The following is a 23,733-nucleotide window of genomic DNA, read 5'->3' as shown; positions in this document are numbered from 1 at the left end:
TATGCCATACTTTCCTCTTTTTATGAACCTTAAGGGTAAGAGGGTTGTGGTGGTTGGTGGTGGAAAGGTGGCAAGCAGGAAGGTGGAAAAGCTCCTACTCTTTGAGCCAAGGATAAGGGTTATAGCACCCAAAATCACACGCTACATTCAGAGTCTTGCAGAGGAAGGAAAAATAGAGCTTTTGAAAAGAAGGGTAAGGCTTAAGGACTTAAGGGACGCTTTTATGGTTATAGTGGCTGTGGACGACCTGAGGCTTCAGAAAAAAAATATATGGCTTCTGCGTGAAAATGGGAATACACTGCAACTCGGTGGACAGTCCAGATTTTTGCACCTTCTTATTTCCAGCTCTTGTGGTAAGGGGTGAGCTTATTATAAGAGTATCTACTTCTAGTAAAGTTCCCGCTTTGGCTTCTGGTATCAAAGAAATGATTGAAAAAAATGTGCCTTATAACTTGAAAGTGTTACTTGATGAGTTGGAGAAGCTAAGAAAAAGTTTGCCTAAAGGAAAGAAAAGACAAAAAGTTTTAAATACTTTTGTAAGGAGAAAACTTGGCTTGAAATACTTTAACGCTTTTATTTAGTTTCTTTCAAAATTTATTCAATTGCATCTTCTACAATCTTTTTAGCTTTTTCCAAAAGTTTTTCGGCTTTTTTTCTTGTTTCATGAGATTGTGTAACAAATTTAGTAATTGCCCATTGGATTTCTTCCGGTAAAATTGGAATTATAAGTCCTACAATTGATTTTTGTGGAACAGCAGTTAAAATTGTTCCTGCACACTCTTTTTTTAATTGACTTTGAATTATAGGACTCTTTGAAAGAACAAGTAAAACTTCCGGTAATATATTTTTGGATCTGAATTGAAAGAAACCAGTAGAGGCAAGAGAATTCTCAAATTCTTCATCTACAAGAGCTACTTTTTCTAGAGATCCTTCAACACGGGATATAATTATATCATTCTTTTTTAGGATTCTTCTGGCTCTATTTGGGGCTTCCTCTCCCTTAATTATAGTAGAGCTTTGAATTAAGCCTATTGATCTGTTTATGTCTGCTAATTCAATATAAGGGAAAATTTTTTGGGAGTATGTTCTGGGTTCAAAATTTGGTTTAATATACTCTGCAAAATTTAATAATTTCCCATAGCCATGTTTATAATTTCTTATCTTTTCAATAATTACATCATATTTCGGATTAAAATATTCCGCATCAATTCTATGAGATGTGTTTACTGTAGATAAGTTAACTTCATAAAAAATCTTGTCCTCTGGTTCAAAGCCTTGCAAGCCCAATTCGGATAGAAGTATTGATTCTGCTTGGGAGTATATAATTTCGCTTTCCTTAAGCAGGTTTTGTGCTTTTAAAAACAAATTTTCAACTTCACTTACAACTTCGTTATTCAATAAAGGAATTGGAATTTTTTTTAGATATTCTGGCGAGATTTCTGGTTGTACTGCTCCGTAAGTTCCTCTAATTATTAGTGATTTACCAAATTTTGTATTGAGGAAAACAGCGAGATAAAAAGGAGAAACAGTGAAATTAGGTTTTCCTATAAGTATATGTGCAGATGCATATACCTTCTCAGGATATCCATTGTATGCTGTAACAACACCAACTGCACCAGTCCTAATAAAGAGAATATCTCCGTATTCTAATAAGTTTCTTGATAATAATTCTGCAGTTTCTTCACTAATATACTTTTTCTCTGATAAATCGAACATTAAAGGTCTAACGTTTTGAGCAAGTAGAAACAAGTAATCCTTTTTTTCTTCCTCATATTCTCTTTTGATTTCTTTGGGATGAATTATTTCTGTGATCAAATCTCCAAGATGTGCAAAACTACTTCTCGTAATCAACCTTTCAACTTCTAAATACTCTGGCTGGTAATACTCCGCATCTAATCTTTTAGCTCCTTCAAGCTCTGACAATTTTACAACGCTTACCACAGCCATTATATTACTCCATCCAAAAGTTAAAACCCTGTTCTTTTGCGAATTTTATAAATGCTTCCGCTATTTCATCTAAGTCATGATCAATTACTGGATGTCCATATTCATCTAATACGAAGAAGCCATCAGGATTTCTTTTGTATTTGTATTCTCCACTGTTATCTTTAACGGGTTTTTTATTCACAGCCATGAAAATTGGATAATCTATATCCTTCATTACTTTTCCATCAAGCCAAAAATTTTTAAACTCTTTCTTAATTTTTTCGTCATTCAAAACTAACCAAATCTGTCCACCGAACGTTTTTTCAGAAATCTTACGATGAAGATCACTCGCTTTTTTATTCAATATTCTTATCTCCTTCTGTATATCTTTTTTCCGTCTAGTATATACTTTTCTTATCTTTTTGTATCTTTCCATTTTTAGTTCATTGTTTATTTTTTCAAGCTCTACTTTTTTTTCCTCCAAAATATCTATAATCTCTCTGAATTCTGCTACTAACTCTTTTAATGAAGCTCTGCTTTCACTCTCATTTTCTTCAGGTTCATTTTCTTCAAGTTGTATAGTTTCAACTTCTTCTTCAATTTCTTCTATTTTTTCCGCTTCTCCAAAGTAGCTTTCTAAAAATGCTTTAACTTCGTCTGGTAAGTTCTCCTCGTCTATGGAAGTGTCCCAATTACAGTTACCATAAGTATTTTCTAAGTTTTTGAAGTATTCTTCGAATTCGCTTTCATATTTAACCTTAATTTGTCTAATTCTTTCTTTCTCCTCATCAGTATATTTTTGCAAAAATAAAGCACTTGTTTTCGTTCCAGTATGCGGTTTAAAAGTATTTTCATGTAGGCCAATAACTGCTAAAATCCTTGCCTCTTCCATGATGAACCTACGAATATATTCAGCACTTGCATTATTAAATATGCCCTGTGGTAGAATTATTGCCATTCTCCCACCAGGTTTTAAAAATTGTAAACATCTTTCCAAAAATAGAATGTGTCTGCCTATTTTATTTACGAACCTACCACCTTTTTCTGCTAATTTATAGAGTTTTAGTATTTCTCGTTCTTTTACTGTCCCAGCAAACGGTGGATTTGTCATCAAAACATCAAAATCGAAATATAAAAATTTTTCCTGATTTTCCCTATCCTTTTCTGTATCATCAGAAAATCTTAAAAGCATTGATCTTAAACCTGATTTAACTTCATCATCCCAAGTAAAAGGAGCCAATGAATTAGCTTTATAAACATTTGATTTGCCATCTCCAGCGATTAGATTTATTGCTTTTGCAATTTTCACAGCCTTTTTTGAAAAATCTATCCCAAATGCTCTATTTTGTGCAAAATCTTTAGCTTTTTCTGGCAAACCATTAGCGGTAAGTTTTCCACCAGCAATCCATAATATAGCATGGAGTGTGAAGCCACAAGAGCCACAAGCAGGGTCAATCATCGTTTCATCATATTTTGGATTGAGCATTTTCACTATCATATCAACTACAGGTCTTGGCGTGAAAAACTGACCTTCCTTCTTCTTTGATACTTGTGGAACTAAATATTCAAATGCTTCATCAATTATCTGAAGATTAGAGTTGAATAATTTCACCTTTTCAAGAAATGAAACACAAACTTTAAGATGCTCATCTCTTAACTCAATTCTATCCGTTGGTTCAAATACTCCACGCCACTGTCTTTTAGCACCATCAAATAGGTTTTCAATTGCCCTTTTTACATCTCTTGGACTCCGTCCACCAACGAAAAACTCCAATTTATAGTTAGGATCAATCGTGCCTTTCCATTCATCATAAAGTTTTGCATATATAAGTTTGAAAATTTCTTCAAATACATCAACACCAGCATTCCCTAAAACTAACTCCTCTAAATCTAAAAGAATCTTTTTTAAAGTTGTTTTTCCTTTCTTCAATTCATCATTTTTCTCTAACCATTGAATATTCCATCGTTCTGCAAGAACGTCTCTTAATGTTTCTGATGCTCTTGGTATACGAGGGATGGAAGTGAAAATATTAGGTTCTTCTCTATGAAGCCGAATTATTTCATTCCCATTAGACCAAACGCCAATAGGTGCACCTTCAGCGTTACAATAGCTTTTTAATTGTTCTAAACCGTCTCTTCTGTTTGGTCTTTTAACTTCAAAAAGTATAAAAGGATGTTCTCCATCTTCGTGCATTACTACAATATCAACAAATCCAGAATCCCTTGAACCAAAATAGACAACTTTTTCAACATCAATACGGTTTTTAGAATAGCCATACTCTGAAATTAGTTTGTAAATAAATAGCTGTCTTACTATCTCTTCTGGTTTAGCAAGTTTGTATTTATCTTTAATTTGACACTTAATGAAAAACTTTCCATCTATTTCGGTTATTAATTTTTCAACATGGTTTAATTCTTCTTCAGAAAAAAGTGAAAGACCATGCTTAACATCACGCTGAGAAAATACTTTTTGAATTTTAGGGTAATTACTTAACATCATTTTGTATTATAACATAAGGGTGAGGAAAAAAGTTAAATGGCTTATAATCTTTCTGTGTGGGTCCTTGGTCAGCACGACGAGCCTTATAGGAAGATAAGAAACTCTATACTTAACCTTGTGGGCAACACGCCTCTTGTGAGGCTTAGAAAGATTATTCCACCGGAGGTCTCTCCAAAGGTGGAGATATACGCCAAGTTGGAGAGTTTCAATCCAGGTGGTTCTGTAAAGGACAGACCAGCACTTAGTATGTTTTTGGATGCCATAGAAAGAGGACTTCTCAGGGAGGGTAAGGTAGTTATAGATGCCACTTCTGGAAACACGGGCATAGCACTTGCCATGGTGAGTGCCTGTCTTGGAGTTCCTGTGGAGCTTGCCATGCCTGCCAATGTGAGCGAGGAGAGGAAAAGGATAATAAGGGCTTATGGTGCAAAGGTATACCTTACTGACCCCCTTGAGGGCACGGATGGTGCCATACTATTCGTGAGAGAGAAGGTTAGCAAAGAGCCAGAGAAATACCTCTACCTTGACCAGTATAACAACCCAGCCAACTGGAAAGCACACTTTTATTCTACGGGCATAGAGATATGGAACCAAACGGGTGGCAGGATAACCCATCTTGTTGCAGGTATAGGCACTGGTGGAACTATAATGGGCACGGGAAGAAGGCTAAAGGTCTATAACCCAGACATTCAAATAATTGGCGTCCAGCCTGCCTATCCCTTTCATGGAATAGAGGGTCTAAAGCACATAGAGAGCTCCATAAAGCCTGGCATCTTTGACGAGACTTTTCTGGACAGAACCATATTCGTGGAAACTGAGCCAGCTTATGAGATGACAAAAAGGCTTGCCAGAGAAGAGGGCATACTTGCGGGACAATCATGCGGTGCTGCACTCTATGCAGGGCTTGAGCTTGCAAAGGAGCTTGAAGAAGGAGTTATAGTTGTAATATTCCCTGATGGCGGAGAAAAGTATCTCACCACTGCACCCTATAGAGATATTGTTTAAAATATTTCCATGAAAGTTCCCTTCTCGTGGCTTTCGGAGTTTATACAAGTAGAAGGTCTTGACCCCAGTAGAGTTGCGGAAGAGTTAACCCTGAAGAGCGTTGAGACTTCTATAAGCAGGTGGGACTTTGACCTTGAGGGTGTTGTCTTTGCCAAGGTGGTAGAGAAAAAGCCTCATCCTACGAGAAGGTTATATATTTACAGAGTTCAGGCTGGTGAGAGTCTATACCTTCAGGTGGTGTCCGCAGATGCCAATTTACAGGTAGGAAAGGGAGTGCTTCTTGCCCTTCCCAACGCCAAGGTGGGAAGCATGTGTATAACCCAAAGGGATTTTGAGGGAGTAGCTTCTCAAGGTATGCTGTTGTCCGCAAGGGAGCTGGGTCTTGAAGACCAATCTGAGGGTGTCCTTGTTCTTGAAGAGTACCTAAAGCCTGGCACATCCGCCTATGACCTTCTTGGCTTTGGAGAGTTTATATTGGAAATAGAGCCTACACCAAACAGAGGAGACTTACTTTCCGTCAAGGGTCTTGCAAGGGAGATATCTGCTTTGTTGGGAGTGAAAAAGAAGCCAAGAGAATACCCAGAGTTTGAGGAATTCGGAAAGTTAGAAATAAGGCTTGAGTCAAGGGACTGCAAAAGATACAGAGGTGCTATTATAGAAGGCGTAAAAGTAAAAGGGTCTCCTCTGTGGCTAAGGAAAAGACTTTGGCAGTGTGGTGTAAAGACCATAAACAACATAGTGGACATAACCAACTATGTGATGCTTCTGGAGGGACAGCCCCTGCATGCCTTTGACCTAAAGGAGCTAAACCTACCCATAGTTGTCAGATATGCAAAAGAAGGAGAGACTATTACTACCCTTATGGGAAGCCAGAAAAGCCTAAGTGCTGTTAACCTACTTATAGCAGATGCGAGCAAACCCCTCGCCATAGCTGGCATAGTAGGTGGATTGGATAGTTCTGTAAAGGAAAACACAGAAAGCATACTCCTTGAGTCCGCATACTTTGAACCCTATAGGATAAGAAAGTCCGCAAAACATCTTGCCCTTCAAACAGACAGCTCTTACAGGTTTGAAAGGAGCGTGGACATAGAAGGAGTTAGGACTGCACAAAACCTCGCCATAAGGCTTATTCTTGAGCTCGCAGGTGGCACGCTTACCGCACTTGGGGATGCCTATTCAGAACCCTATGAGCCAAAGAGGGTCTTCTTGAGCCTTGAAAAATACAGAAGGTATTCAGGCAAGGACTTTGACAGACAGAAGATTTCACAAACCCTGAGTGCTCTTGAGATCCCCCATAAGCTTATGAGGTGTGGAGTGGAAGCTCTTGTTCCACCTCACCGTAGCTTTGATATGCAGGGTGATGTAGACCTTATAGAGGAGCTTCTTAGAGTGGAAGGTTATGCACGGGTGAGCCCATCTACCTTAAAAATTCCAGCCAAGCCATCGCAGGTGGAGAACATTACAGACAAGATCAGAAGCCTTATGGTTAGCAAGGGCTTTTCTGAAGTGATAACCTTTTCCTTTGAAGATGCGGAGCTATACAGGCTTTTGTCCTTACCCTTCCCACAGATAGAAGTTATAAACCCATTGAACAAAAGCCAAAGGTATATGAGGACTTCCCTCTTGCCTTCTCTTCTGAGAGTGTGTCTTGAAAACATAAGAAACTACAACTACAGCATGGCTGTCTTTGAGATAGGTAAGGTCTTTCTTCAGGAAGAGGAGCTAAGGCTTGGCTTTCTCATGACTGGCTATAGTAGGCTCTTTCCAGAAGAGGAGTATTCACCCTATTATGGACTGGCTATCCTTCAGGATATTTTGAGAAACTATACAGAAGACTTCAAGTCAGAGGCATCCAATGTGCCCTTCCTACATCCAAAGGTGCAAAGAGCCTTTTACTTAGGAGAAGAGGAAATAGGATACTTTGGTCTTTTGAGCCCTACACTTCAGGATAGGCTCGGTATAAGACACAAGGTTATCGTGGGTGAGTTAAGGCTCAGCCATCTTAAAGAAAGACACAAGAGCTACAAACCTATAACCCAGTATCCGCCTGTGATAAGAGACCTCACCCTCCTTATGGACAAAGAGGTGAGTGTGGATAAATTAATATCCCATATCAGGAAAAAAGAGCTGGTGGAAGATATGAAGGTATTTAGTTTATATACAGACCCAAAACTTGGGGAAGGCAAGAAGAGTATTAGCTTTAGGCTGACCTTTAGAAGCAAAGAAGGAACACTTTCTGACCAGCAGGTTAACAAACTTATGGAAGAGATAGTGGCCGAGCTGGAAGAGAATTTTGGAGCAAAGCTAAGATAGAGCCTGCCCTGTGCGTGGTGAAGGAGTTTATATTGGGGTCCACATGGTGAGGCAATAGGGAGCCCGGTCTCCGGAGGAGTCAGAGAGGCTTTCTGGGAGGGCACCCACCTAATTTTCCTGGGGCCCACCGAAGGCTCCTTCTTCCACGGCATGGGCGGGTATTTCTTGCCTTCCCCTCCTGAAAAGGAGGCGGAAGATGAAGGTTCTTACGAAGGATGATATAAGAAGATTAATCATACAAAAGAGAGAAGCCCTCACAGAGGAAGAAAGAGAAAAGCTATCGGAGGGTATAATAAAAAACCTCTTATCCCTCAAGCCCTTGTGGGATGCAAAAAACCTTCTTATGTTCTGCCCTCACAGGGGAGAACCTAACATTACACCACTTTTCTCTTGGACTTTGCAAAGGGGTAAAAGTCTTCTGCTTCCAAAGGTAGAGGAGAAATACCTAAAGCTCATAAGGGTTGAGGATAATGCAAGCCTTAGCCCCGGTGCCTTTTGTATACTTGAACCTTCTAAAGGTGAGGAGGTAAGACCAGAGGAAGTAGAGCTTTCGCTCATCCCCGGAATAGCCTTTGACAAGGAGGGATACCGCATAGGCTATGGGAAGGGATACTACGATAGGCTCTTTGAAAGGCTGGGAGGGCTAAAGGTGGGAGTGTGCTATGAGTTTCAGGTCTTGGAGGAGGTGCCAAGGGATGACTGGGATATGCCTGTTGACCTTGTGGTCACGGAAGAAAAAATCTATCAAGGAGGTAAGGAAAGATGAGTGTGGAAGTGCTTGTTATTACTGTCTTTTTGGCTTTAGCTGTTGGAGGAGCTTTGGGTTTTATACTTTCAAGAAAGGGTTCAAGCAAGCCACCTGTTTTTGAGACAGCGGTAGATATTGAAGAGAAGAAGAAAGAAGCAGAGCTAATAGTTTCAAAGGCAAAGGAGGAAGCCCAGGAGATAATAAGAAAGGCTCAGGAGGAAGCAAGGGAGGTCAGGCTAAATTCAGAAAGGGAGGCTGAGAAAATAGTCAGACTTGCCCAAGAGGAAGCGGACAGACTAAGGTTAACGCTCAAGGAAGAGACGGAGAAGATAAGACAAGACCTTGACAAAAAAAGCAAGGAGATGGAAGAATACCTCGCGGAAAGAAAGCAGGAAATCCAGAAATTAGAGCAAGCTCTACAACACCGCGAGGCAAACTTAGAGAGAAGGGTTCAAGCTCTTGAAAGGCGAGAGGAAGAGCTATACAGGAGAGAAAAGGAAGTAAGGGAGATGGAAAAGCAAGTAGACCAAGCCCAGAGGGACTTACAGCTCAAAATTAGGGAGATTGACGAGAGAAAAAAGGAGATAGAAGCTCTCAGACATAGGGAGATTCTTGAACTCCAGAGAATAGCCAGTATGTCCCTTGAGGAGGCAAGAGCGGAGCTCCTCAGGAGAGTGGAAGAGGAGGCAAAGATAGAAGCCATAAGAGTGGCAAAGCGTATAGAGGAGGAGGCAAGGGAAAGGGCAGAGTTTGAAGCAAAGAAGATAATAACCACAGCAGTCCAGAGGCTCTCTTCTGAGATAGCCATAAACTACACCACCACCACAGTGGAACTTCCCAGCAACGAATTTAAAGGAAGAATAATAGGAAGAGAGGGGAGAAACATAAGAACCTTTGAGCTTCTCACAGGCGTAGACCTTATAATTGACGATACGCCTGATATTGTAACCATATCTTCCTTTGACCCCATGAGGAGAGAGCTCGCAAAGGATGCCTTGGAAAGGCTTATAGAAGATGGGAGAATACACCCCGCCAGGATAGAGGAGGTGGTAGCAGAGGTCAAAAAGGAAATGGATGAGAAGATAAGGAAGATGGGAGAAGAGACATGCATGGAGCTTGGTCTATACGACATAAACCCTGGGCTTTATTACTACATAGGTAAGCTCTACTACAGGACAAGCTATTCTCAGAACGTGCTTTTACACTCAAAGGAAGTTGCCTACCTTGCAGGTATGATGGCGGAGGAGCTCGGGCTGGATGCTAAAATGGCAAGGAGGGCTGGACTTTTGCACGATATAGGTAAAGCCATATCCCACGAACTGGGAGGTTCTCACACGGACATAGGCATAGAGCTCTGCAAACGCTATGGAGAGCCAGACCCAGTCCTAAACGCCATAAAGGCACACCACAACGAAGAGCCGGTAAGATATCCAGAGGTTGCCCTTGTGTGTGCTGCGGATGCCCTCTCCGCAGCAAGACCTGGTGCAAGAAGAGAGAGCCTTGAAGCCTATCTCAAGAGACTTGAAAAGTTAGAGGAAATAGTCAAGTCCTTTAAGGGTGTGCAAAACGCCTATGCGGTGCAGGCAGGAAGAGAGGTAAGAGTTATAGTGAGCCCAGAGGAGATAAGCGACGAGGAAGCCTACATGCTTTCCAAAAACATAGCAAGGAAAATAGAAGAAGAGATGCAGTTTCCCGGACAGATAAAGGTGGTGGTAATAAGGGAGACAAGACATGTGGAATACGCCAAGTAATCAAGACCTAACTCCTATGCTTTCTCAATACCACCACTTTAAAAAGCTCTACAGAGACTGCCTGCTCTTTTTTCGCCTTGGAGACTTTTATGAGCTCTTCTACGAGGATGCGGAGATAGGTTCAAGGGAGCTCGGTCTTGTGCTCACTTCAAGACCTGCAGGAAAAGGGAAAGAGAGAATTCCCATGTGTGGAGTTCCCTACCACTCTGCAAACTCCTACATCTCAAAGTTAGTCTCCAAGGGCTATAAGGTAGCCATATGTGAGCAGTTAGAGGATGCAAGTCAATCCAGAGGTCTTGTAAAGAGGGATGTTATAAGGGTCATCACTCCCGGCACATACTTTGAGAAGGAAACCTGCGGGCTTGCCAGCCTCTTGAAAAGGGGAAGCCTCTATCTTTGTGCCTACTTAAACCCAGCGACAGGTGAGTTTTTGGGAGGCTCCTTTGACCCAGTGAATGCAAAGGAGTTTATCCTTAAGTTTTCTCCAAAAGAGCTTTTGATACCTCAAGGTCTTTCCTTTGACCTAAAGGAGTTTGACCTCTTTGTGAGCACCGTGGAAGAGGAATACTTTCATGAGGGTCTAAAAGTGCTTTTTGAGGATATGAAGCTCTACAGTGCCAGAGGGCTTGGTTTTGAAAAGGAGGAGGAGCTTTTGCCCTTTGGTGGCTTATACCTTTACCTCAAAAGCACACAAAAGTCCTTTTTACCCTTTGTAGAAAAGCCAAAGCCATACACAGAAGAGGGTTATGTTCGCATAGACTACAGGACACGGAGAGGGCTTGAGCTCTTAGAATCCTATGAGGGTTCAGAAAGGTATTCTCTTTTTGGAGTAATAAACAGGACCCTAACGGGTATGGGAAGAAGAAGGCTTAGGTTTCATATCCTACATCCCTTTAGGGAAAAAAGTGCCATTCAAAAGGTGCAGTCCGCAGTTCAGGAGCTTATGGAAAAAAGACAGCTCTTGGAAGCCCTAAGGCAAGAGCTAAGGAATATGCCAGACCTTGAAAGGCTCGTAAGTAGGATAAGCGGTGGTATCTCTACTCCAAAGGACCTTCTGCAGGTAAGAAGATCTCTTGAAGCCTTGGAGAGAATAAAGGAGCTTTTAAGGGACATGGACTCTGCTTCCCTTAGAGAAATTTACGAAGGACTGTTAGAGCTTAGCGACCTAAGAGAGGATATAGAAAAGACCCTCGTGGAAGACCCACCCTTGCACGTAAAGGAAGGAGGTCTTATAAAGGAGGGCGTAGACCCACAGTTGGACCAGCTTAGATACTACAGAGACAACGCGCAAAGCCTAATAGACCAATACGAAGCTAAGCTAAGAAAGGAAACTGGAATACAAAGCCTAAAGATAGGCTTTAACCGTGTTATGGGCTATTACATAGAAGTGACAAAGCCAAACCTCAAGTATGTGCCTTCTTACTTTCGTAGGCGTCAGACACTCTCAAACGCAGAAAGGTTCACCACAGACTATCTGCAAGAGCTTGAAGAGAAAATACTTTCCGCTCAGAGCAAGATAAACAATCTTGAGTATGAGCTTTTCATAGCTTTGAGGGAGAGGGTTATAAAAAGGCTTGAAGAGCTTGCCCATAACGCAAGGCTTATAGGTTGGCTTGACTATCTTCAGTCCCTTTCAAGTATAGCCTTAGAGAAGGGATGGGTAAGACCTCAAATAGTTGAAGAAAAGGTCCTGCATATCCAAGAGGGTAGGCATCCTGTGATAGAAGAGCATGTAAAAACCTACTGTCCTAACGACACGCATATGGATGAGGAAAGCCTCATATACATAATAACTGGTCCAAACATGGCAGGAAAATCCAGCTACATAAGGCAAACTGCCATTCTTACCCTCTTGGCTCATATGGGTTCTTTTATTCCTTGCAAGTCCGCAAGGATAGGCTTGGTATCTTCTATTCATGCACGCATAGGCTCTGGGGATATTCTGGCTTTGGGAGTTTCTACCTTTATGAATGAGATGCTTGAGGTTTCGAGCATACTCCACAATGCGGATGAAAGGAGTTTAATAGTCCTTGACGAAGTAGGAAGGGGCACATCCACTTATGATGGCATAGCCATAAGCAAGGCTATAGTGGAGTATATATTGGAAAACATAAGGGCGAGAACCCTTATAGCAACCCACTACTTGGAGCTTACTGAGATAAACAAAAGGGGCGTAAAAAACTATCACATGGCGGTAAGCAAAGAGGGGGAAGATATAAATTTCTTGTATCTTTTGAAGCCCGGTAGGGCGGAGGGGAGCTTTGGTGTTAGAGTGGCAAAAAAGGCGGGACTACCAGAGAAGGTTATAAAAAGGGCGGAAGAGGTTTTATTGGAACTTGAAGCCTCAAAGACCCTGCCTGTATTGGAAAGAGTTTACGAAGAAAGCCAAAGAGAAGAAGAAAGGCAACTTTTGGAAGAGCTTATAGAACTTGACATAGCAAACCTAACACCCTTGCAAGCGCTTATAAAATTGGCGGAGCTAAAGGAAAAGGCAATTAGCTTGAGAAAAACTAAAGCCTAAGAAGGAATAGTTAAATTTAGCTCTTTTTTAAGCACTTCTAAGACATCTTCATAACCTATAAGCCTTTTAATCAAGGCATATTGAAACTCTCTATCTTTTATCTCTCTTACCCTTTTCTCCAACCCCTCTTGCATATAGCCAAGTTTACCCTCTACGAGAGTTATAACCATATCCTCTTTGGCAGTCTTATATCCTCAGGTCTAACACCATAGGCATGTGCCTGACCTTCTCTGTTAGCCTTATCATTATGAGTTTTTGAATTATGTTATGAAATTTTCAGTTCAATAGCCAAAACCTGCATGAAATCTTCAGAAGCAGAAACCAACTTCTTGGCTAAAGACCTCAGAAACTCCACATCTTTTATTTCCCTTATCCTATTTGCTATCTCTTCTGGTACATAACCAAGTTTAGCCTCAATTATAGCTATAACCATTTCCTGTGCGGATTTCAAAAGTCCCTTTTTAATACCAATAACCTCACCTTCTTTTCTACCTTCCTCGATACCAATCTGCTTACCTTCTTCAATACCAATCTGTTTACCCTCCTCAAGCCCAAGCCTGTATAAAAGGTCCTTTTTCAACTTCCTCTTTGGCAGTTTTATATCCTCAGGTCTAACCACTATAGGCATGTGCCTTACCTCCTTTGTGAGCCTTATCCTTAAGTTAGGTCTTAGCTCTGTTAGTGTCAAGATTTTCAAAAGATAGTCCTTTCTCTCTTCCTCGTTCATGCTTTCCATGGTCTTTATGAGCTTTTCTATCAGATACACTTCATCCTCTACCTTGCACAGACAAGCCAAAAGCCTATCCATAGGGTCTGGACTTTCCAAAAGCACCTTGCAGTCTATCTGCCTTATGTCAAGTATTTCATAGCTAAAGGTAAGATTTCTAAGCCTTAGCCTTGACTTCATTCTGAGCTTTCTGTTTCCCACATACACAAGGAGCTGTTTTATAAGACTGCCTGGGTATCTTTCCAATATGGCAATGTAGTAGCGTAGCATTCTGAAGGGCATGTTAGGGTCGTTGAAAGACTGGAACTCTATATGCAATATGCTTTCATCTTCAAGCTTTGCTAAAAAGTCCACTCTCAGCTCTGTGGAGGGAAAGTTTGTGGGTAGTAGCTCCTTTATGGGTGCTGGAGAAAGTATTCTGCTTAGTCTTTGTGGGATTTCTTCAAAGATGTCTCTTATGGTTATGTCTTTTGAAGACACGTAAGGATTATAGCATATGCCTTTTAGGTTTGAGTTAAAATAATGAGTTTAATGAAGAAAGTGCTAATCCTCGGCAGTGGACCAAATCGTATAGGTCAAGGTATAGAGTTTGACTATGCCTGCGTCCATGCGGTTTTTGCCCTAAAGGAGCAGGGAATAGAGACCATAATGGTTAACTGCAACCCAGAAACTGTCTCTACAGACTACGACACTGCGAATGCTTTATACTTTGAGCCAGTGGTTTTGGAAAACGTGCTTGAGGTCATAAGAAGAGAAAAGCCCGATGGAGTTTTTCTCCAGTTTGGTGGTCAAACGCCTCTTAAACTCTCCCTTCCTCTCAAGAACCTTGGCGTAAACATACTGGGAACTCCTCCAGAAAGCATAGATATGGCGGAGGATAGGGAGCTCTTTAAGAAACTTGTTGACAACCTTGGCATAAAACAGCCACCAAGTGGAACTGCAAGGACAAAGGAAGAAGCCATAAGAATAGCGGAAGAGCTTGGCTTTCCTGTGCTTGTGAGACCTTCCTATGTGCTTGGTGGTAGGGCTATGAGAATAGTTTATGACAGGGAGGAGCTTATCCAATACCTTGAAGAGGCGGTAAGTGTAAGCTTTGAAAGACCCATACTCATAGACAAGTATCTTTCTGACAGTATAGAAGTGGATGTGGACGCCATAGGGGATGGTGAGGATTATCTAATAGGTGCGGTGATGGAGCATATAGAGGAGGCGGGTGTTCATTCAGGAGATAGCGCGGCAAGCATACCACCATACACTCTCTCAAAGGAAGTGGTAGAAGAGATAAAAAGACAGTCTAAGCTCATAGCGAAGGCTCTAAAAGTGAAAGGGCTTGTGAACCTTCAGTTTGCGGTAAAGGATGGCGAGGTCTACGTGCTTGAGGTTAACCCAAGGGCTTCAAGGACTGTTCCTTTTGTAAGCAAGACCATAGGCTATCCTTTGGCAAAGCTATCCGCTCTTATAGGCGTTGGTAAAGGTTTAAAAGAACTTGTTCCTGAGGTTTTTGAAAGACTTGAAGGAGGCAAAGCCCACTTTGCCAGCGACTTTATGCCTTCAGACAAGAAGATATACTCCGTCAAAGAGGTTGTCTTCCCTTGGAACAGGTTTCCAGAAGAAGACCCAGTGCTTGGACCCGAAATGAAAAGCACAGGAGAAGTTATGGGCATTGCAGAAGACTTTGGACTGGCTTACTACAAGGCACAGCTTTCTGCAGGTAGCAGGTTACCCTTGGAGGGTAGAGTTTTCCTTAGCGTGGCAGACAGAGATAAACCAAAGGTGGTAAACCTTGCAAGAGGCTTTCTTGAACTGGGCTTTGAAGTCTATGCCACTGGAGGGACATACAAGTTTCTAAAAGAGAGAGGATTGGATGTAAAGCATGTGCTAAAGGTCTCTGAGGGAAGACCCAACGTGGTGGACATGATAAAAAACCAAGAAATACAGCTCATCATAAACACACCCACAGGCAGAAAGGAGAGGAGCGACGCCTACCATCTTAGGAGGTCCGCAGTTCAGTATGGCATACCTTACACAACCACTGTAAGAGGTGGATACGCCATGCTTGAGGCCATAAAAAGCTACATAAAGCATGGTGGTAGACTAAAGGTTTACGCCCTTCAAGACCTATGAAAATAGTGCTTACAGGAGAGCCAGGTATAGGGAAAACCACGTTCATAAAGAATTTAGCAAAGGCTTTAGGGGACAAAACCATAGGCTTTTGGACGGAAGAGGTTAGAGACCCAAAGACAAAAAAACGCACAGGCTTTAAAATAGTTTCCACAGAAGGTAAGAGGCTTCTTTTTGCCAGTAAAACCTTTACCTCAAAGCATCTTGTAGGCTCTTATGGTGTGAATGTACAAAGGTTTGAAAGTGTAGCTCTTCCAATCCTTGAAAAGGCTCTTCAGGAAAACAAAGTAGTGCTTGTGGACGAAGTGGGCAAAATGGAACTTTTCTCAAAACCCTTTAGAGAGCTTATAAGAGTACTCATCCATGACCCGAGAAAGCATATGGTGATAACCATTCCTATAAGGGATGTGCATCCTCTTGTTGCGGAAATAAGAAGACTCATGGGTGCAGTTCTTTTGGAGGTAAACAGAGAAAACAGAGATGGGCTATTGGAGGATATTCTCAGCCTTCTTGACACATCCTGACTCTTTAGGCTATAGTTTTTAACAAGGAGGTGAACTATGAGAAAACTTTTACTTATAACTGGAATTGTTTCAGCCCTTAGCCTTTCCGTGCCCATAGACTTGTCTTTTGCAAATACGCAAACTAAAAAACAGGTGGTGCAGGGAAAGGCTAAGCAAACAAGTAACGCAGTCAAGAAGAATACACAGAACAAAAGGGTTTCCAATAAGAATGCCAACAGGAATGCCTCTAAAAAGAGCAGAACAGCACGAAAGGAACCTCGTTATGCCAAGAACATAAACAAGCCACAAGAGGGTGAACTTCTCAAATTAGAGGGTATGGTAAAAGACCTAAATGAACAGTGAAGAGATACGTCTTATAGAAGAGCTCAAAATAAGGCAGGGCGATACTTGGCGTGTATTAAAAATAATGAGTGAGTTTGTCCAAGGCTTTGATGCCCTATCTTCTATAGGTCCTGCTATAACCTTTTTTGGAAGCTCAAGGCTTGATGAAACAGACCCGTATTATAAAAAAGCATACAGAACAGCCTTTATGCTTGGAAGTCTCGGCTTTCATATAGTCACAGGTGGTGGTCCAGGCATAATGGAGGCTGCAAACAGAGGAGGCAAAGATGCAGGAACTTTGTCTGTGGGTCTAAACATTCAAATACCCACAGAGCAGGTCCCTAACCCATATCAAAACATATCTCTAAACTTTGACTACTTTTTTGTAAGGAAGGTAATGCTTCTGAGGTATTCTACCGCCTATCTTATATTCCCCGGTGGTTTTGGAACCCTTGATGAGCTCTTTGAAGCTCTAACTCTTATACAAACAGGCAAGAGCCCAAGGTTTCCCATAATACTCTTTGGTGCTGAATACTGGAAGCCCCTTTTGGACTTTATGAAAAACACCATGGTCGCTTATAATACCATTAGCAAAGAAGATATGAACTTCATATCCTTGTGCGACACTCCAGAGGAAGCGGTTGAGCTTATAATAGAGGAGATGGTCTCCCTATACAGAAAGCTCGAAAGGGAGGAACCTTTCAATCCGATGTTTGAGAGGTTAAAGACCATACTATCTGGAGCTGGTGTTTTATCATGAAATTTCTACATATGGCAGACCTTCATGCAGGCAAAAGGCTATACGACAAAGTGAGCAGAAACGAAGACCTTGTTTATGCCCTTGAGCAGATAAAAAACATATGTAAAGAAAATAGTATAGACCTTCTTATAGTTGCAGGTGATATCTTTGACAAGAGAAACCCCGACTTTGAATCTCAAGGACTCATAATGGAATTCCTCACAGAGATGAACTCCATTGGACTGCACATATTACTCATAGCAGGAAATCACGACAGCTACGACTTTATGAAAATATACAAGAACCTAAGAAAACTCTCAAACATTCATGTTTTTGATAGACCTTCTACAAACCTCAAGGAAGTCATATTCCAATACGACCAGTTAAAGATTGCCTGCCTCCCCTATCCCGATGAGAGGGTTTTGACCAACTTTGACGAAGAAAGGCATAGAAGCTATGCGGAGAAGGTGGCAAATTACATGAAAGCCCTTGCGTGCGAGGTTGAGGACTCACGATACAGAGTCCTTGTTTCTCACTTAATGATAGATAGGGCTAAGGTGGCAGGAAGTGAACTCCAATCAAGCGTAAGTCCCTACTATGCGGTAAGAGCGGATACAATTCCGGATACCTTTCAATATGTAGCCTTAGGGCACGTTCATAGAAATCAGAGAATAGAAGGCACCACACCCAAAGTTTACTATTCTGGTAGTCCTTACCAGATAGATTTCTCAGAAAAGGGCATGGATAAGTTTGTAAACTTGGTGGTGCTTGAGGATGGTATGGCGAAGGTAGAAACCATAAGGCTTGACCTTAAAAGACAGCTTGTGGAGATAAGGCTTAAAGAGGGGGAAGATATACAAAAATCTCTTGAACCCTTGTCTAAGGAAAACCTGCTGGTAAGGGTTGTTATGGAGGTAAAAATGTCAGACCCCTTCTTACAGCAGAGGAGGGATATGGTGTTTAAAATCCTTGGCGACAGGCTTGTAAGGCTTGAAATAGAGCCCTTGGGAACTTCTCAAGAGACAAGAGCAGAAGCAGGCAAAATAGACCTGCTTAGCCTATATGAGGACTTTCATAAGTTTAAATACAAGTCAGAATCCTCACAGGACTTAAAGGCTTTAATTGAAAAACTTATAGACAGGGTTAGCCATGAGACCCATAAGGCTTGAACTTGAAAACTTCACCATATACAGAGGAAAGCACAGCATTGACTTTTCACCCCTTAACTTTTTTGCCATAAAGGGTAAAACGGGAGCGGGAAAGACAAGCCTTATTGATGCCATATGCTACGCCCTTTATGGAAAAGTCCCAAGATACGGAGGAGAAAGGGCACATGCATATCTTGTCTCAAAGGGTCAGAGGTTTATGCGTGTATCTTTAGAGTTTTCTGTAAGAGGAAGGAGATACAAAATAGAAAGAGAGTATGTGGAAGACAAAAGGAGAAATCTGTCGGAGTTTAGGTTTTACGAAGAAGGTAAACCTAAGCCTTTCAGAGAAAGAGAGTTAGAGGACTATCTCAAAAATGTGCTTAGGCTTGACTACAGTATCTTTACAAAGGTTATACTCCTACCTCAAAACCAGTTTGACAGGTTTTTAAAGCCACAAAACCAAAGGGAAAGGAGAGAAATACTCAATTCCCTACTTGGTTTTTCTGAGCTTATCCTTGCACTAAAAGACCTGGTGGGACAAGAGTATAAACTCCTCGTTGGCAAGCTCCAGCTTATGCAACAAAGGTTTGAACAACTGGCTTATATAACTCCAGAGCTTATACTTCAAAGGGAAAAGGAGCTTGAAAATGTAAAAAAGGAATATAAGGAGCTTTCAGAAGGAGCATCCAAACTAACAAACCTGCTTTTGAAGTGCAAAGAACGGGACAGCCTTTTACAGGAATACAAAAAAACATCGGAAGACTTAGATAGGCTATTAACTCAAGAGGAGGACATAGCACGCAAGAAACAACTTCTTGAAACTGTCCTTGAAATACTTCCCTACCTTCCAAAGGTGGAGCAGTATGAGAGCCTTCTCTTACAGGAAGAAAAGCTAAAAGAAGAGAAAAAGGAAAAGGAGCTTGACCTGAAAAAGTATCATGAGGAAAGAGAACTTGTGGAGCAGGAGTTTAAAAGTATAGAAGTTGAGTTTAAAAAACTTGAATCATACAACAATAAACGACTTGAAATAAGTCAAACTCTACAGCTTATTGAACAGTATATGGGTTTCAAAAGGGACTTGGAGAAGATAGAAGGAGATATAAGGCATACAGAAGAGCAGAAGGACCTCTATATGACAGAGCTAAAAGACCTAAGAGAAAGGTCTCACAGAGGCTATGAGAAGATAAGAGATGTAGAATATGCCATACAAGAACTTGAGGAAAAGGGAGTGGAGCAGGAGTTTATTCAGTCTCAGAGGATAAAAGAGCAGGTGGAAAACACAAGGAGATTGGAAAAGGAAGAGGAACAGGTCAAGATACAGGTGGAAATCCTTGAAAAAGAGCTAAAAGGGAAAGAGGAGAAGCTAAACAAGGCGTTGAAAGAAAGGGAGGAGTTGGAGCTTGCTATAGGACAAACGGAAGGAGATATATCTAACCTTAGGTCTTTTATAGAAAGAGAAAGCGAACTGCTTCAAGAAGGCTTTAGGCTTAAGGAGCAGTTAAGTAAGGCTTTGGAACTCAAACAGGTAAGCGAGGAAAGGGCTATATACGAGAAAAGACTGCAAGAATTGGAGAAAAACCTAAGCTCTATAGAGGAGCAGTTGGAAGGGCTAAAGGAAAGAAGGATTGATGTGTATGCCTTTGAGATAAGGTCAAGGTTAACGGAAGGAGATGTGTGTCCTGTATGCGGTCATAGAGTGGAGCATATAGAACTCAAAGAGCAGGGAGAAGACATTACGAGCCTAATCAAAAGGCAAGAGGAACTAGAAAAGACCGCAAATAGCCTCAGGTCTGAACTTCTTGAAAATCAAGCCAAGGTTTCCATCTTGAAAACTAAGGAGAAGGAGTTGCAAGAGGCACTATATGGGCTTTCCACAGAGGATATTCAGGGAAGGCTTTCTCAAGTAGAGGGCATTCTAAAAGAAATTGAGGAAAAAAAGAGGCTTCTAAGGGACAGGGAACAAACCTTAAGAAACCTCAAAACTAAACACTCTGAACTATCCAAGTTTATAGACAACTTAAAGTTTGAAGAGGGCAAAATAAGAGAGGAGTTTCTCTCAAAGAACTCTATCCTTGAAAGGCTCGTAGAAGAGAAGAACTCTTTGATGAAGTCTTTGGGAGAGGTTTTGGATGTGGTGCTTGAAAGGGTCAAAAAGGCAGAAAAGGAGTATGAGGAGCTTAGGTTATTGAAGGAGAGGGAAAGGAAGTTTAAGCAGAGGTTTGAGGAGATACAAAAAGAGCTTATGGAAAAGGAAAAGAAGTATACGGAGCTTGAGGAGAGGCTAAAGGGACTAATCCAGCAGAAGAGGTCTTTGGAAGAAAAACTTATGGACTTAGGCAATAGGATTATAAAAGCTACTGGAGAAAGTCCCTCTGAGCTCTTAGCACACAAGCTAAGAAAACAAAGTCAAGAGTTGGAAAGAAGGGTAAAGGAGGTGCAAGAAAGCTACGAGACGACCTCTTCCTACCTGCAAAGGTTAAGAGAACAGGAAGCAAGGCTTATCTCAGATATTCAAAACATAGAGAGGATGCTTTCTCAACTACAGTCTCAAAAACAAAGCATGGCAAGTGAGATATACTCTCTCCAGGAGAGATTTGGTAGTTTACAAAACCTCAAAAGCTGTGCCCTAAGTCAAGAACAGATAAAGAGCCTTCAGCAGGAAATAGAAGAATATAACAAAGAAAGGCATAACCTTGAAAACAAGCTCAAAGAGTTAGAGTTAAAGCTCCAAGGTTTAAAGGAGCTTCCTGAGACATTCCGCATGGAAGAGGACCTAAAGGGATTGGAAGCGTCTATTGAGGAAAACAGGAGGTTGCATGGAAGTTTGGATAGTGAAATAAAAAAGCTAAAAGAAGACCTCTCTGAAAAGCAAAGTTTGGAGAAAAGCCTTTCTGAGCTTCGCATGGAATTAAGCCTTTATGAAAGGTTAAGGAGCGACCTTGTAGATAATCAATTTCCAGAGTATGTGAGCCAGCTTATGCTAAAAAGGATCGTTGATAGGGCGAGTTATTACCTTTTTAAATTCACTTCGGGACTTTTTACCTTTGACCTGCTTGAAGGAGACCTGCATGTCTACGACCACTCCACAGGATATCATAGGATTGTTTCCAGTTTAAGCGGTGGTGAGACCTTTTTGGCGAGCCTTTCTCTTGCCTTTGCGGTGGCGGACATACTCTCTCAAAATGCACCTCTTGAAAGCCTTTTCATAGATGAAGGCTTTGGTTCTTTAGATAGGGAAACAAGAGATTCCCTTTCTGAGTTTTTTGATATGATAAGGCAGTCCACAGACAGGCTTGTGGGAGTTATAACCCACGTGGAAGACATAGCGGAAAAGTTTAGTCAAAGAATAGAAGTGGAAAAAAGGGAGGGCTACGCAAAGCTCAAGGTCATATATTAATACTCATGAGAACCATAAGCAAGGAAGAGCTAAAAGAGCTTTATCACAAGGACTTTCCACTGTGGGCTGAGATAAACTACGAGCTTTTGAGGGAAAAGGCTTACGACCTTGTGGACTGGGAAAACCTCTTGGAGGAAATAGAAGATATGGCGCGGTCTGACTTGAAAACTTGTATTAGCCTGCTGGCAAGGATACTGGAACATCTCTACAAGTGGGATAATTTTAGAAACCTTGCTGGTGGAGAAACCGCAGGGTATGGGTGGATAAAGAGTATAGAGAATGCAAGAAGGGCTATAAATAGAGAGTTTCGTAAGTATCCAAGTCTTAAGCATAGACTTCCTGGAGAGATTGATAAGGCATGGATTGATGCGATTGGCTACCTTGAAAACTGGCTTGAGGAGAATGGATACGACATTGAGAATTTCTCTTTTCCAGAGGAATGTCCCTACACTTATGAGGAAGCCATGACAAGAGAGCTAAGAAAGGAGATAAAGCCATGAGGACTATAAGTAAAGAGGAACTTAAGGAACTCTATCACAAGGACTTTCCACTGTGGGCGGAGATAAACTACGAGCTTTTAAAAGAGAAACTCTACGACCTTGTGGATTGGGAAAATCTCTTGGAGGAAATAGAAGATATGGCACAAAGGCATTTGGATTCTTGCATAAGTCAATTGGCAAGGATATTGGAGCATCTCTACAAGTGGGATAATTTTAGAAACCTCGCCGGTGGAGAAACTGCGGGAAGAGGCTGGATAAAAAGTGTAAACAATGCAAGAAGGGAAATATTGACAATGTTTGATGTTTATCCAAGTTTGAGGAATAAATTACCTAACGAAGTTAGCACTGCATGGAAGTTTGCAAAGAGGAAGCTTGAAAACTGGCTTGAAGATAATGACTACAATCCAGAAGACTTCTATATTCCAGAGGAATGTCCCTACACATACGAGGAAGCCATGACAAGAGACCTAAGAAAGGAGATAAAGCCATGAGGACTATAAGCAAAGAAGAGCTTAAAGAACTTTATCACAAGGACTTTCCACTTTGGGCGGAGATAAACTACGAGCTTTTAAAAGAAAAACTCTACGACCTTGTGGACTGGGAAAATCTCTTGGAGGAGATAGAGGATATGGCAAGGTCTGACCTATGGGCTTGTGTAAGTCAGCTTGCGAGAATATTGGAGCACATGTATAAGTGGGATAATCTAAGAAAATATACAAAAGGCGGAGAAGAATTAGGAGGTCTCAGTTGGATAAGAAGCGTGGAATATGCAAGAGTGGAGATAAGGAGTCTGTTTAGAAGGCATCCAAGCCTAAGTAAAAAGCTACCAGAATACATTGAGCTTGCCTGGGAGGATGCGGTAGATAGGATAATTCTTTGGTTAAGGGATATAAAAAAGGAAGAGCTTATAAAAGACATACCGAAAGATTGCCCTTACACATACGAAGAAGCTATGACAAGAGACCTAAGGAAGGAGATAAAGCCATGAGGACTATAAGCAAGGAAGAACTTAAAGACCTTTATCACAAAGACTTTCCACTCTGGGCGGAGATTAACCTTGAGCTTTTGAGGGAAAAACTCTACGACCTTGTGGACTGGGAAAACCTCTTGGAGGAAATAGAAGATATGGCACGGTCTGACTTGAAGGCTTGTATTAGCCTGCTGGCAAGAATATTGGAACATCTCTACAAGTGGGATAATTTTAGAAACCTCGCTGGTGGAGAAACCGCGGGAAGAGGCTGGATAAAAAGCATAAACAACGCAAGAAAGGATATCTTGGCGGAGTTTAAGAAGTATCCAAGTCTGAGGAATAAGCTTCCTAAGGAAATAGACAAGGCATGGATAGATGCGGTGAGAAACTTAGAAAGATGGCTTGAAGACAACGGTTATGAGCCAGAGGAGTTTAATATTCCAGAGGAATGTCCCTACACATACGAGGAAGCCATGACAAGGGACTTGAGAAAGGATCTATGAGGATATTTTTATTACTTTT

General features: G+C 41.3%; 20 protein-coding genes. 16 read left to right on the top strand and 4 right to left on the bottom strand.

Annotated features, from left to right (window positions below; genetic code table 11):
• The first annotated feature begins 1 nt into the window (after window position 1).
• Window positions 2-364, top strand: a complete 363-nt coding sequence (locus IAE16_RS08020) for an NAD(P)-dependent oxidoreductase (protein WP_323700294.1) — start codon at window positions 2-4, stop codon at window positions 362-364.
• A gap of 230 nt (window positions 365-594) precedes the next feature.
• Here IAE16_RS08020 and IAE16_RS08015 read toward each other — a convergent pair whose 3' ends face one another.
• Both IAE16_RS08015 and IAE16_RS08010 read right to left on the bottom strand, forming a co-directional pair.
• The gene (locus IAE16_RS08015; protein ID WP_323700293.1) at window positions 595-1,947 is read right to left on the bottom strand and encodes a restriction endonuclease subunit S domain-containing protein; all 1,353 of its coding nucleotides are present in this window, start codon (window positions 1,945-1,947) and stop codon (window positions 595-597) included.
• A gap of 4 nt (window positions 1,948-1,951) precedes the next feature.
• Window positions 1,952-4,426 carry an N-6 DNA methylase gene (locus tag IAE16_RS08010; protein WP_323700292.1) on the bottom strand — a complete coding sequence of 825 codons (2,475 nt, stop codon included), beginning with the start codon at window positions 4,424-4,426 and terminating at the stop codon, window positions 1,952-1,954.
• A 54-nt stretch (window positions 4,427-4,480) separates the two neighbouring features.
• Here IAE16_RS08010 and cysM point away from each other — a divergent pair, with 54 nt between their 5' ends.
• The 5 genes from cysM (at window position 4,481) to mutS (ending at window position 12,764) form a co-directional block, all read left to right on the top strand.
• The gene (cysM, locus tag IAE16_RS08005; protein WP_323701643.1) at window positions 4,481-5,431 is read left to right on the top strand and encodes a cysteine synthase B; all 951 of its coding nucleotides are present in this window, start codon (window positions 4,481-4,483) and stop codon (window positions 5,429-5,431) included.
• A gap of 9 nt (window positions 5,432-5,440) precedes the next feature.
• Window positions 5,441-7,744 (top strand): phenylalanine--tRNA ligase subunit beta, encoded by a 2,304-nt coding sequence (gene pheT, locus IAE16_RS08000; RefSeq protein WP_323700291.1) that lies wholly within the window; start codon window positions 5,441-5,443, stop codon window positions 7,742-7,744.
• Between the two features lie 196 nt (window positions 7,745-7,940).
• Window positions 7,941-8,510 (top strand): 5-formyltetrahydrofolate cyclo-ligase, encoded by a 570-nt coding sequence (locus tag IAE16_RS07995; RefSeq protein ID WP_323700290.1) that lies wholly within the window; start codon window positions 7,941-7,943, stop codon window positions 8,508-8,510.
• Entirely contained in the window at window positions 8,507-10,243 is a 1,737-nt protein-coding gene (gene rny, locus IAE16_RS07990; RefSeq protein ID WP_323700289.1) for a ribonuclease Y, read from the top strand. The genes IAE16_RS07995 and rny overlap by 4 nt, the downstream gene beginning before the upstream one ends.
• The gene (mutS, locus tag IAE16_RS07985; protein WP_323700288.1) at window positions 10,224-12,764 is read left to right on the top strand and encodes a DNA mismatch repair protein MutS; all 2,541 of its coding nucleotides are present in this window, start codon (window positions 10,224-10,226) and stop codon (window positions 12,762-12,764) included. Before rny ends, mutS begins: the two co-directional genes overlap by 20 nt.
• Here mutS and IAE16_RS07980 read toward each other — a convergent pair.
• Window positions 12,761-12,934 carry a hypothetical protein gene (locus IAE16_RS07980; RefSeq protein ID WP_323700287.1) on the bottom strand — a complete coding sequence of 58 codons (174 nt, stop codon included), beginning with the start codon at window positions 12,932-12,934 and terminating at the stop codon, window positions 12,761-12,763. The genes mutS and IAE16_RS07980 overlap by 4 nt on opposite strands.
• A 95-nt stretch (window positions 12,935-13,029) precedes the next feature.
• Window positions 13,030-13,971 carry an RpnC/YadD family protein gene (locus IAE16_RS07975; RefSeq protein WP_323700286.1) on the bottom strand — a complete coding sequence of 314 codons (942 nt, stop codon included), beginning with the start codon at window positions 13,969-13,971 and terminating at the stop codon, window positions 13,030-13,032.
• A gap of 51 nt (window positions 13,972-14,022) precedes the next feature.
• Here IAE16_RS07975 and carB point away from each other — a divergent pair, with 51 nt between their 5' ends.
• The 10 genes from carB to IAE16_RS07925 are packed head-to-tail and all read left to right on the top strand — an operon-like array spanning window position 14,023 to window position 23,714.
• A complete protein-coding gene (gene carB / locus IAE16_RS07970; RefSeq protein ID WP_323700284.1) occupies window positions 14,023-15,615 on the top strand; it encodes a carbamoyl-phosphate synthase large subunit in 1,593 nt (530 codons plus the stop codon).
• Window positions 15,612-16,136 (top strand): NTPase, encoded by a 525-nt coding sequence (locus IAE16_RS07965; RefSeq protein WP_323700283.1) that lies wholly within the window; start codon window positions 15,612-15,614, stop codon window positions 16,134-16,136. The genes carB and IAE16_RS07965 overlap by 4 nt, the downstream gene beginning before the upstream one ends.
• A gap of 36 nt (window positions 16,137-16,172) precedes the next feature.
• The gene (locus tag IAE16_RS07960; protein WP_323700282.1) at window positions 16,173-16,478 is read left to right on the top strand and encodes a hypothetical protein; all 306 of its coding nucleotides are present in this window, start codon (window positions 16,173-16,175) and stop codon (window positions 16,476-16,478) included.
• Window positions 16,468-17,217: an LOG family protein gene (locus IAE16_RS07955; protein ID WP_323700281.1), complete on the top strand. Its 750-nt coding sequence runs from the start codon at window positions 16,468-16,470 to the stop codon at window positions 17,215-17,217. The genes IAE16_RS07960 and IAE16_RS07955 overlap by 11 nt, the downstream gene beginning before the upstream one ends.
• Window positions 17,214-18,365, top strand: coding sequence for a metallophosphoesterase family protein (locus IAE16_RS07950; protein ID WP_323700280.1), 1,152 nt, complete (start codon window positions 17,214-17,216; stop codon window positions 18,363-18,365). The genes IAE16_RS07955 and IAE16_RS07950 overlap by 4 nt, the downstream gene beginning before the upstream one ends.
• Window positions 18,346-21,741: an SbcC/MukB-like Walker B domain-containing protein gene (locus IAE16_RS07945; protein ID WP_323700278.1), complete on the top strand. Its 3,396-nt coding sequence runs from the start codon at window positions 18,346-18,348 to the stop codon at window positions 21,739-21,741. The genes IAE16_RS07950 and IAE16_RS07945 overlap by 20 nt, the downstream gene beginning before the upstream one ends.
• 5 nt (window positions 21,742-21,746) lie before the next feature.
• The gene (locus IAE16_RS07940; protein WP_323700277.1) at window positions 21,747-22,241 is read left to right on the top strand and encodes a DUF29 domain-containing protein; all 495 of its coding nucleotides are present in this window, start codon (window positions 21,747-21,749) and stop codon (window positions 22,239-22,241) included.
• On the top strand, window positions 22,238-22,732 hold the full coding sequence (locus tag IAE16_RS07935; RefSeq protein WP_323700276.1) for a DUF29 domain-containing protein: 495 nt from the start codon (window positions 22,238-22,240) through the stop codon (window positions 22,730-22,732). The genes IAE16_RS07940 and IAE16_RS07935 overlap by 4 nt, the downstream gene beginning before the upstream one ends.
• Window positions 22,729-23,229 carry a DUF29 domain-containing protein gene (locus IAE16_RS07930; protein WP_323700274.1) on the top strand — a complete coding sequence of 167 codons (501 nt, stop codon included), beginning with the start codon at window positions 22,729-22,731 and terminating at the stop codon, window positions 23,227-23,229. The genes IAE16_RS07935 and IAE16_RS07930 overlap by 4 nt, the downstream gene beginning before the upstream one ends.
• A complete protein-coding gene (locus tag IAE16_RS07925; protein WP_323700273.1) occupies window positions 23,226-23,714 on the top strand; it encodes a DUF29 domain-containing protein in 489 nt (162 codons plus the stop codon). The genes IAE16_RS07930 and IAE16_RS07925 overlap by 4 nt, the downstream gene beginning before the upstream one ends.
• Window positions 23,715-23,733: the final 19 nt, after the last annotated feature.

Source organism: Hydrogenobacter sp. T-2 (assembly GCF_033971325.1).
Classification (GTDB): domain Bacteria; phylum Aquificota; class Aquificia; order Aquificales; family Aquificaceae; genus Pampinifervens; species Pampinifervens diazotrophicum.
Note: the sequence above shows the minus strand (reverse complement) of the source record. Positions and strands in the feature narration are given on the sequence as shown.

Bases quoted from the DNA above. Each gene is read 5' to 3' on its own strand.
- pheT (WP_323700291.1), top strand. From the start codon at position 5,441: ATGAAAGTTCCCTTCTCGTGGCTTTCGGAGTTTATACAAGTAGAAGGT.
- carB (WP_323700284.1), top strand. From the start codon at position 14,023: ATGAAGAAAGTGCTAATCCTCGGCAGTGGACCAAATCGTATAGGTCAA.
- IAE16_RS07945 (WP_323700278.1), top strand. From the start codon at position 18,346: ATGAGACCCATAAGGCTTGAACTTGAAAACTTCACCATATACAGAGGA.
- IAE16_RS07955 (WP_323700281.1), top strand. From the start codon at position 16,468: ATGAACAGTGAAGAGATACGTCTTATAGAAGAGCTCAAAATAAGGCAG.
- IAE16_RS07925 (WP_323700273.1), top strand. From the start codon at position 23,226: ATGAGGACTATAAGCAAGGAAGAACTTAAAGACCTTTATCACAAAGAC.
- mutS (WP_323700288.1), top strand. From the start codon at position 10,224: ATGTGGAATACGCCAAGTAATCAAGACCTAACTCCTATGCTTTCTCAA.
- IAE16_RS07995 (WP_323700290.1), top strand. From the start codon at position 7,941: ATGAAGGTTCTTACGAAGGATGATATAAGAAGATTAATCATACAAAAG.
- IAE16_RS07930 (WP_323700274.1), top strand. From the start codon at position 22,729: ATGAGGACTATAAGCAAAGAAGAGCTTAAAGAACTTTATCACAAGGAC.
- IAE16_RS07950 (WP_323700280.1), top strand. From the start codon at position 17,214: ATGAAATTTCTACATATGGCAGACCTTCATGCAGGCAAAAGGCTATAC.
- IAE16_RS07940 (WP_323700277.1), top strand. From the start codon at position 21,747: ATGAGAACCATAAGCAAGGAAGAGCTAAAAGAGCTTTATCACAAGGAC.
- IAE16_RS08015 (WP_323700293.1), bottom strand. From the start codon at position 1,947: ATGGCTGTGGTAAGCGTTGTAAAATTGTCAGAGCTTGAAGGAGCTAAA.
- rny (WP_323700289.1), top strand. From the start codon at position 8,507: ATGAGTGTGGAAGTGCTTGTTATTACTGTCTTTTTGGCTTTAGCTGTT.
- IAE16_RS08020 (WP_323700294.1), top strand. From the start codon at position 2: ATGCCATACTTTCCTCTTTTTATGAACCTTAAGGGTAAGAGGGTTGTG.
- IAE16_RS08010 (WP_323700292.1), bottom strand. From the start codon at position 4,426: ATGATGTTAAGTAATTACCCTAAAATTCAAAAAGTATTTTCTCAGCGT.
- IAE16_RS07980 (WP_323700287.1), bottom strand. From the start codon at position 12,934: ATGGTTATAACTCTCGTAGAGGGTAAACTTGGCTATATGCAAGAGGGG.
- IAE16_RS07960 (WP_323700282.1), top strand. From the start codon at position 16,173: ATGAGAAAACTTTTACTTATAACTGGAATTGTTTCAGCCCTTAGCCTT.
- IAE16_RS07935 (WP_323700276.1), top strand. From the start codon at position 22,238: ATGAGGACTATAAGTAAAGAGGAACTTAAGGAACTCTATCACAAGGAC.
- IAE16_RS07965 (WP_323700283.1), top strand. From the start codon at position 15,612: ATGAAAATAGTGCTTACAGGAGAGCCAGGTATAGGGAAAACCACGTTC.